6 protein-coding genes are annotated in these 9,459 nt (G+C 66.5%); 1 reads left to right on the plus strand and 5 read right to left on the minus strand.

Going from position 1 to position 9,459, the window contains the following annotated elements:
• Positions 1–20: 20 nt before the first annotated feature.
• Positions 21–1,037 (plus strand): NAD(P)/FAD-dependent oxidoreductase, encoded by a 1,017-nt coding sequence (locus tag AWC25_RS21530; RefSeq protein ID WP_069399023.1) that lies wholly within the window; start codon positions 21–23, stop codon positions 1,035–1,037.
• 8 nt (positions 1,038–1,045) lie between these two features.
• On the opposite strand, the gene AWC25_RS21535 is transcribed toward AWC25_RS21530, so the two are convergent.
• From AWC25_RS21535 to AWC25_RS21555, 5 genes are all read right to left on the minus strand, one after another.
• Positions 1,046–1,717, minus strand: coding sequence for a DUF8185 domain-containing protein (locus tag AWC25_RS21535; RefSeq protein WP_069399024.1), 672 nt, complete (start codon positions 1,715–1,717; stop codon positions 1,046–1,048).
• Entirely contained in the window at positions 1,705–2,118 is a 414-nt protein-coding gene (locus AWC25_RS21540; protein ID WP_085167559.1) for an acyl-CoA thioesterase, read from the minus strand. The genes AWC25_RS21535 and AWC25_RS21540 overlap by 13 nt, the downstream gene beginning before the upstream one ends.
• An 8-nt stretch (positions 2,119–2,126) precedes the next feature.
• Positions 2,127–6,959 (minus strand): NAD-glutamate dehydrogenase, encoded by a 4,833-nt coding sequence (locus AWC25_RS21545; RefSeq protein ID WP_069399025.1) that lies wholly within the window; start codon positions 6,957–6,959, stop codon positions 2,127–2,129.
• A 102-nt stretch (positions 6,960–7,061) separates the two neighbouring features.
• The gene (gene ettA / locus AWC25_RS21550) at positions 7,062–8,738 is read right to left on the minus strand and encodes an energy-dependent translational throttle protein EttA (protein WP_085167551.1); all 1,677 of its coding nucleotides are present in this window, start codon (positions 8,736–8,738) and stop codon (positions 7,062–7,064) included.
• Between the two features lie 90 nt (positions 8,739–8,828).
• A complete protein-coding gene (locus AWC25_RS21555; protein ID WP_085167561.1) occupies positions 8,829–9,302 on the minus strand; it encodes a single-stranded DNA-binding protein in 474 nt (157 codons plus the stop codon).
• Positions 9,303–9,459 lie beyond the last annotated feature (157 nt).

Genomic DNA, 9,459 nt, shown 5'->3' on the forward strand with positions numbered 1-9,459 from the left:
TGCCGACGTACGAGTGGACAGTGATTGGGGCCGGCCCGGCGGGCATCGCCGCGGTGGGCAGGCTGCTCGATCACGGCGTCGCTGCGCACAAGATCGCCTGGATCGATCCGGCCTTCGCTGTGGGCGACCTCGGTCAGAAGTGGCGGCCGGTGTCCAGCAACACCATTGCCTCGACGTTCCTCGACTTCTTGGCCGGCTCCGCGGCATTCCGGTTCTCCGAGGCGCCGCCCACCCCGCTGCGGGAAGTCGATCCGCGGGAAACATGCGCGCTGGCCTTGGTCGCGGATCCGTTGGTGTGGGTCACCGAACAGCTGCGTGAGCGGGTGCGAGCGGTCCACGCGACGGCGACATCCCTGCGGCTGGGGCAGCGGCGATGGCGGATCGAAACCGACCACGAAGACGTCACGTCGGCCAATGTCGTGCTCGCCGTCGGCGCCGTCCCCAAGAGGCTTTCCCATCCCCACCTCAAGGAGATTCCCGTCGAGGTGGCGCTGGATCCCGAAAAGCTGGCGGCCGAACCGCTCGAGGGCGCCACGGTCGCCGTGTTCGGCTCGTCGCACTCGTCGATGATCGCCCTGCCGCACCTGCTGCGCCATCCCGTCGAGAAAGTGCTCAACTTCTACCGCAGCCCGCTCAAATACGCTGTGTACCTGGACGATTGGATTTTGTTCGACGACACCGGCCTCAAGGGCCGGGCGGCGCAGTGGGCCCGCGAGAACATCGACGGCGACTTCCCGGACCGGCTCGAACGCTACCTGGTGGACAGCCCGGAATTCGACGAGAAGCTCGCGAGCTGCGACCGCGTGGTCTACACCGTCGGCTTCGAGCGCCGGAAATTACCGGAGACCCCGCAGTGGGGTCCGCTGGAGTACAACCAACAGAACGGCATCATCGCGCCCGGCTTGTTCGGGCTGGGCATCGCGTTTCCGGAGTACGCGAAGGACCCCTACGGGTTTGGCCAGTACCGGGTGGGCCTGAAGAAGTTCATGGATTACCTGGACGCGGTTTTGCCGCTGTGGCTGCGCTACGGGACCTGACGCCAGCGTCAGCGCAGCACCAGTGCGGCGTCGCCACGGCGGCGGTACACGGTGCCGAATTTGGCGTCCAGGCGCAACCAGGACGGCATTATTCTCACCCTGATCATTTCGTCGGCGCCGACCGCCTCCGGTGACTGCGGCAGAAATCCCATGGCGGTCAGGGCGAACACGCAACGCATCGGCAGCCCCACGCTGGTGTCGGCCGCGCTGACCCGGATGACCTCCTGGTCGAGCAGCGACACCGGCGGCCCGTGGGCGCTGCCGTGTTCCTTGGCCAGCCGCGCGCCCCGCTGCGCCAGGTCCAGCATCACCCGGGCCGGTACGTCGTCGAGGTGGGTGAAGCCCGATTCCGGGGGCAGCGCGCCGCGCCACGACGAGTCCATCGCGAAACCCGGGTCAACATAACCGGTCTCGTCCATCGCTGCCAATCCGCGGCTCAAATCCGCTGCGCCGACCGTCATGTCGGCCGGGCGCACGGTGCCCGCCACCGCCCGGCTGGCCAGCACGTCGAAACCTGTTGCCAGCCAAGCGCTGAGCAGTCCGGAATCGCGGGCGTGCAGCCGGATCACGGCGGCTTCGTCCAGGCGCAGCGCGTGGTCGACGAACGCCGACAGATTCGCCCGCTGGGCGTCCGGCTCTGCCGGGCCCAGCCACAATCCGCGATCGGTTAGCGCAGCCACCGTTGCAGATACTCGCGATGCGCTGCGGTGAGCCGGACCAGCCGCTGCTGCTCGATGTGGACGGCGGCCAGCTGCGATTCGGCGATGACGGCGGGTTTGGAATCCGGTGCGGCCAGCACGGAACGCACTTCGTAACCCAGGGTGAAATCGACCGCGCGCAGCCGTTTGGTCCACATCGTCACCTGCAGCGGCGAATCGGCCAGCCGCAGCTGGTCCTTGTAAGTGACGCGCACGTCGGCGATCAGCAGGCCGATCGTGGCGATGTCGGCGCCGAACGGCTCCCTGAGGAAGGGGACTCGAGCTTCCTCGAGAATCGTGACCATGGTGGCGTGGTTGATGTGCTGGTACATGTCGATGTCCGACCACCGCACCGGCACCGGCGCGACAAACCCGACGTTCATCCCGACGGTCATCCCGACGTCCCCCGTCCGCTGGTGCGGGTCATGCGGCGGATCTGGCGGGCGGCCACCGACAGCGTGGCAAGGTCCGTCGCGCCGCTCTCATAGATCTCGGTGAGCGTGCGGCGTGCCCGCTCCACGCGGGAGGCGCTGATGTGTTCCCACTCGACGATCTTCTCTTCGCCACTTTCGTCCGGCTCCCCGACCGCCAACACGTCCAGGCATAGCGACCGCAGCGAGGCGTAAATGTCGTCACGAATGGCCAAGCGCGCCAACGAATGCCAGCGGTCGTACCGTGGCAGTGCGGACACCGCGGTGAGCAGGCCGTCGGTGCCCAGCCGGTCCATCAGCGCGAAGTAGGTGTCGGCGACCTCGGCGGCGTCGGTGTCGGTGATGTCCGCGATGTCGATGACGTCGAGCAGGCTGAACCGGTACAGACCGGCCGCCACCAGGTAGGCCAGGTCCTCGGGTGCGCCCTGCGAGGCGAATTCCGCGGCTTCCTGTTCGACGATGGCCTTGTCGTCACCGCGCAGCCACTCCGACATCCGCGGGGTGAGCGCCTTGACCTTTGAGGCGAAGCGGTTGATCTCGGCGCCGACGGCCAGCGGTTGCGGCCGGTAGTTGAGCAGCCAGCGGCCGGCGCGGTCGATCAGCCGTCGGGTGTCCAGCGTCATCCGGTCCGACAGGGCGACCGGAATGTCGGCCGCCCGGATGCCGCGCCAGATGTGGTCGATCTCGAAGATGGCGTCGGTGGCCACCCAGGTGCGCACCGCGTCGATCGGCCCGACACCGACGTCCTGGCTGAGGCGGAACGCGTAGCTGATGCCGGCGGCGTCGACGAGTTCGTTGATCAGCATCGTCGTGACGATCTCGCGGCGCAGTTGGTGGGTGCGAATCTCCGGACCGAACCGCTCCCGCAACGGCGTCGGGAAGTATCGGGGCAGCCGCGACGCGAACACGTCCTGCTCCGGCAGTTCGGTGGTCAGCATCTCCTCTTTGAGGGCCAGTTTGACGTGGGCCATCAGCGTGCACAGCTCCGGTGAGGTCAACCCGATGCCGGCCTCGGCGCGCCGCGCGATCTCCTTCTCCGACGGCAACGCTTCCAGCTCGCGATCGACGCCGCGTTCCTCGAGGTGTTTGATCTGCGCAGCGTGCACGGGCAGCAGGCTGGCGGCGTTGGCCCGGCTGGTTCCGATCAGGTCGTTCTGGTCCTCGTTGTCGGTGAGCACCAGCGCGGCGACCTCGTCGGTCATCGATTCCAGGAGTTGGCTGCGTTCCTCGGCGTCGACCTTGCCCGCGGTCACCAGCGAATCGATCAGAATCTTGATGTTCACCTCGTGGTCGGAGCAATCCACGCCGGCCGAGTTGTCCATTGCATCGGTATTGATCCGACCGCCGGACAGGTCGAACTCGACCCGACCCAGCGCCGTCACCCCGAGATTGCCCCCCTCGCCAACAACCTTGGCGCGCAATTGGTTTCCGTTGACGCGCACCGGATCGTTGGCGCGGTCGCCCACGTCGGCGTCGGATTCGGTTTCGGCTTTGATGTAGGTGCCGATGCCGCCGTTGAACAACAGGTCCACCGGCGCCAGCAGGATGGCCTTGATCAGGTTCGGCGGGGACATCTCGGTGACGTCCTCGTCGATGCCGAGGGCGATGCGCACCTGCGGGCTGACCGGGATGGCTTTTTGATCGCGGCTGTAGACGCCGCCACCGGCGCTGATCAGCGACGTGTCGTAGTCCTCCCAGCTGGATCGTGGCAGGTCGAACATTCGCCGCCGCTCGGTCCAGGACGAGGCGGCGTCGGGGTCGGGATCCAAGAAGATGTGCCGGTGATCGAACGCCGCGATCAGCCGGATGTGCTTGCTCAGCAGCATGCCGTTGCCGAACACGTCGCCACTCATGTCGCCGATGCCCACGACCGTGAAATCGTCGGTCTGGGTGTCGACGCCCATTTCCCGGAAGTGCCGCTTGACGGCCTCCCAGGCGCCCCGGGCGGTGATGCCCATCGCCTTGTGGTCGTAGCCCACCGAGCCGCCGGACGCGAACGCGTCGCCCAGCCAGAATCCGTAGGACTTGGCGACGTCATTGGCGATGTCGGAGAAGGTGGCGGTGCCCTTGTCCGCGGCCACTACGAGGTAGGCGTCGTCGCCGTCGCGGCGCACCACTTGCGTTGGCGGACTAACCTTTCCGGTGGCGTGATCGACGTTGTCGGTGACGTCGAGCAGACCCGAGATGAAGAGTTGGTAGCAAGCGACGCCCTCGGCCCGGGTGGCGTCGCGGTCGGTCGCGGGATCCCCGGTGAGCAGCGGTGGCCGCTTGAGCACGAAGCCGCCCTTCGCGCCGACCGGAACGATGACGGCGTTCTTCACCGCCTGAGCCTTGACCAGGCCCAGGATTTCGGTGCGGAAGTCGTCGCGGCGGTCCGACCAGCGCAACCCGCCCCGGGCGACCGGGCCGAACCGCAGGTGCACGCCCTCAACCCGCGGCGAGTACACGAAGATCTCGAACTTGGGTCGCGGCAACGGCAGCTCGTCGATCAGCTGGGCGTCGAGCTTGATCGCCAACACATTCCGGACCCGGGCCGAACCTTTGCGTGTGACAAAGTAATTGGTCCGCAAGGTGGCCTGCACCAGGGAGGCGAAGGCTCGCAGGATGCGGTCGGTGTCCAAACTCACCAGCGCGTCGATGTCCGCGGCGACCGCGGCCGCGGCGGCCTGCGCGTCGCGACCGGTCGGCGAGTTCGAGGTGTTGGGATCGAAGAGCGCTTCGAACAACAGCACGAGCGATCGTGCGGTCGAGGGATGCTCGTTGAGCACCGACTCGATGTAGGACTGACTGTAGGGAAAGTTGGCCTGACGCAAGTATTTTGCGTAGGCGCGCAACAACACGACCTGTTGCCAGGTCAGCCCGGCCCGCATCACCAGCTCGTTGAACCGGTCGATCTCGACCCGGCCGTGCCAGATCGCGGTCACCGCATCGGCGAACCGTTCGGCCATCGCGTCGCGCTCGGCGGCCGCCTCGGCCAGCCGGACGGACGGGTGCGTCGAGATTCGGAACTGGTAGATCCACACCGGCAGTCCGTCCGGTCGGGCCACCGTGAACGGGCGTTCCTCGAGGACGACGACGCCCATGCTCTGCAACATCGGCAACAGCTGACTCAGCGAGGCGCTGTGCCCGCCCAAAAACCAGTTGAGTTGGGCCAGCCCGTCACCGTCGTCGGAGAACACCAGCTTGACCGAATCATCGGTCAGCTCTTTGATAATGGCGATCTGCCCGATGGCGTCCTCGGGCGTGATCGCCGACTTGTATGCCTCGGAGAATGCGGCGGCGTAGTGCTCGGCATCGGCATGGGTGACCGTCCCGGTCGGTGCCGCCGCCACCAGACGGTCCGACCAGGTGCGCGCGGCCTCGCTGACCAGCGCCTGAATCCGGGTCCGGTTGGCTTCCGAAACATCGACCGGGCCGGCGTCTTCGGGTAACCGGACCATGAAATGCATGAGCGCCCAGGGCGATTCACTGACCCGTGCGGTGAATTCCAGTCTGGTGCCGCCGAATTCGCGGACCAAGATGTCCTCGATCTGCAGACGTACCGCCGTGGTGTAGCGGTCACGGGGCACGTACACCAGGCAGGACACGAAGTAGCGCAGCCGGTCGGCGCGCACGAACAGTAACGCTCGCCGTTGCGATCCCATATCCACCACGGCCTTGGCCATCGTGAAAAGCCGTTCGCCGCTAAGGGTGAACAACTCCGAGCGCGGCACGGTCTGGATCACGTCGAGCAACAGCTGGGCCGGGTGCACGGGATCGTCGGCGGCCATCGCCAGCGCCTCGCGGACCCGGCGCGAGATCGCCGGGATCTCCAGCACGTCGGCGTTCATCGCCGCGACGGTGAACAGCCCGACGAACCGGTGCTCGACGACTTCGCCGTCGACGTATTCGCGCACCCCGATCGCGTAGGGGTATGCGCCGTAGCGCAGGTAGCTGCCAACGGTAGCCTGCGCCAGCACCAGCAACTTGTCGGCGTCGGTGAGGCGCGGGCGTTTCCCGGCGCGGTCGCGCAGCACGCCGAGACCGCTTGTGCCGTCACCGGATACCAGGCCGTCGTGCACCAGGCAGCGCTGGTAGCCCAGGAGCAGGAAATTGCCGTTGCCCAGCCAGCGCAGCAGTGCCGAGACGTCCTGGCGGTCGGGGGCGGTGAAGCGCCCACCGATGTTGGTTTCCACGTCGGCAGCCAGGTTGCTCAGGCCGGCGATCATCGCCGCCGAGTCCGCGGCGACCCGCTGCACGTCGCTGAGGACCTTGGGCAGTACCCGCTCGACCTCGGCGAGCGCCTTGGTGTCGACGGAGGGGACGAAGTGGATGTGAATCCAGGCCTCGCCGACGTATTGCGGTGTGCCGGGGGCTTTCGGCTCGATACTGATCAGCTCGCCTGCGGGATCGCGCTGCACATCGAACACCGGGGTCATCAGTGCCGCATAGGGGACGCCGAGCCGATGCAGTAGCACGGTGATGGAGTCCATCAGCATGCCGCCGTGGTCGGTGACTACCTGCAACGCGGGACCGAAGCCCGCGGGGTCATCGGGCGGGTAGACGGCGACGCCGCTGGCGCCGGGTGGGCGGTGCTGGCCCAGTCGGTAGTGCGCGCCCAGCAATGCCGGGGTGACCACCGCGGCCGCGGCTGCCGGGTCGGCCGGTCCGCTTTCTGGGTTGCCGGGTTCGGCGTCGTGCGGGCCGCGGTAGGTCTCGATGTAGGCCTTACAGATCCATTCGGGAATTTCCGACATCGTGGTGAACGAGGTCCACGGCGTGGTCTGCTGCTTCGGTCCGGAACCGATTGTCATGCCGCTTGCTCCCAACTCAGGACGGGTGGCACTTGCTCAGTCACTCCATCCTCGGGCGGCCGAATCGGACGCGTCGTCGGCGGGCAGCTGGCAAGGCTGAGACTAGTCCCGCGTCAACTTGCGGTGGGTCACCCGGTGCGGCCTGGCGGCGTCGGCCCCTAGTCGTTCCACTTTGTTTTCCTCGTAGGCACCGAAGTTGCCTTCGAACCAGAACCACTTGGCTTCGTTGTCGTCGTCGCCCTCCCAGGCCAAGATGTGGGTGCAGGTGCGGTCGAGGAACCAGCGGTCGTGCGAAATCACCACCGCGCAGCCCGGGAATTGCTCGAGGGCGTTCTCCAGCGAACCCAGCGTTTCGACGTCGAGGTCGTTGGTCGGCTCGTCCAGCAGGATGAGGTTGCCGCCCTGCTTGAGGGTGAGCGCCAGGTTGAGCCGGTTACGCTCGCCGCCGGATAGGACGCCGGCGGGCTTCTGCTGGTCGGGACCCTTGAATCCGAATGCCGACACGTAGGCTCGCGACGGCACTTCGCTCTGGCCGACGACGATGTGGTCCAGTCCGTCGGAAACCACTTCCCACACCGTTTTCTTCGGGTCGATGCCCGCACGGGTCTGGTCGACGTAGCTGAGTTTGACGGTCTCGCCGACCTTGACGGTGCCGCTGTCCGGCTGCTCGAGCCCGACGATGGTCTTGAACAGCGTGGTCTTGCCGACACCGTTGGGGCCGATGACGCCGACGATGCCGTTGCGGGGCAAGGTGAACGACAGATCCTTGATGAGGGTGCGTCCGTCGTAACCCTTGTCCAGATGCTCGACCTCGACGACCACGTTGCCCAGCCGTGGTCCGACCGGAATCTGGATTTCCTCGAAGTCGAGCTTCCGGGTCTTCTCGGCCTCGGCGACCATTTCTTCGTAGCGCTGCAGGCGCGCCTTGCTCTTGGCTTGGCGGGCTTTGGCCCCAGACCGCACCCAGGCCAGCTCCTCGGTCAGCCGCTTCTGCAGCTTGGCATCCTTGCGGCCCTGGACCGCGATGCGCTCGGCCTTTTTCTCCAGGTACGTCGAGTAGTTGCCCTCGTAGGGGTAGGCGCGGCCTCGGTCAAGCTCGAGGATCCACTCGGCGACGTTGTCGAGGAAGTAGCGGTCGTGGGTGACGGCCAGGATCGCACCGGCGTAGCTGGCGAGGTGCTGTTCGAGCCACTGCACACTCTCGGCGTCGAGGTGGTTGGTCGGCTCGTCGAGCAGCAGCAGGTCGGGCTTGGACAGCAGCAGCTTGCACAACGCCACCCGGCGGCGCTCACCACCGGAAAGGTTTGTCACCGGCTCATCGGCCGGCGGGCAGCGCAGCGCGTCCATGGCCTGCTCCAGCTGCGAGTCCAGGTCCCACGCGTCGGCATGGTCCAGCTCCTCCTGCAGCCGGCCCATCTCCTCCATCAGCTCGTCGGAGTAGTCGGTGGCCATCAGCTCGGCGACCTCGTTGAAGCGGTCCAGCTTGACCTTAATCTCGCCGAGGCCCTCTTCGACGTTGCCGCGCACCGTCTTTTCCTCGTTCAGCGGCGGTTCCTGGAGCAGAATGCCAACCGTGGCGTCGTTGGCCAGGAACGCGTCGCCGTTGTTCGGCTTGTCCAGCCCGGCCATGATCCGCAAGACGCTCGACTTACCGGCACCGTTGGGGCCGACGACGCCAATCTTGGCGCCCGGAAAGAAGCTCAAGGTGACGTCGTCGAGGATCACCTTGTCGCCGTGCGCCTTGCGGACCTTCTTCATCGTGTAGATGAACTCAGCCATGCCGCGGTTTTGCCTTTCTAGTCTTCGAGAAGATCTCGCGGACCATCCTAGGCATCAACCAACAGCGATAACCCGACGCCCGACCCGCGGCTACGCCGACAGCGGTAGCCGTCCGGGGTCGTCGGCGCCTTCGGCGGAGTCGACCACATCGCCGTCGGCCACCTCAGCCGCGGTGTCGGAGGTCGCGGGTTCGGCGTCGGGACCGGTGTAGCCGGGTTTCTCGATACGCACGATCGCGCGTGAGACATCGGGCCCCACGGACGTCGCGCGCATTTCCAGCGACGAACGGCGGTTGCCGTCGCGGTCCTCGTACTCGCTGGTGTAGACGTAGCCCACCACGATCACCGGGGCACCCTTGCCCAGCGCGGCCCCGACGCCGGTGACCAACCTGCCCCAGCAATTGACGTTGATGAACAGCGAGTTCCCCGGCTCCCAACCGCCGTCCGCGGTCCGGCGGCGCGAATTGCTGGCTACCCGGAACTTCATGACCTCCTGACTTCCGACCTGCCGGCGCTCGGGGTTGTTGACAATGTGGCCGACCACGGTGAGCGGTGTTTCGAACATGACTTGGTTCCTTTCGCATTGCGTGTGACTGATGCCATTGAGCGCCGCCACACCGACGAGTCACCGGCAATCCGGTCCGATGTTCGGCTGGGTTTGTGGACGGATTTGTGACTGTGGATAAGGACGTGGGGTGTCGGGGTGGGGTGGGGTTGTGAAC

The organism is Mycobacterium sherrisii, assembly GCF_002102355.1.
Taxonomy (GTDB): Bacteria; Actinomycetota; Actinomycetes; order Mycobacteriales; family Mycobacteriaceae; genus Mycobacterium; species Mycobacterium sherrisii.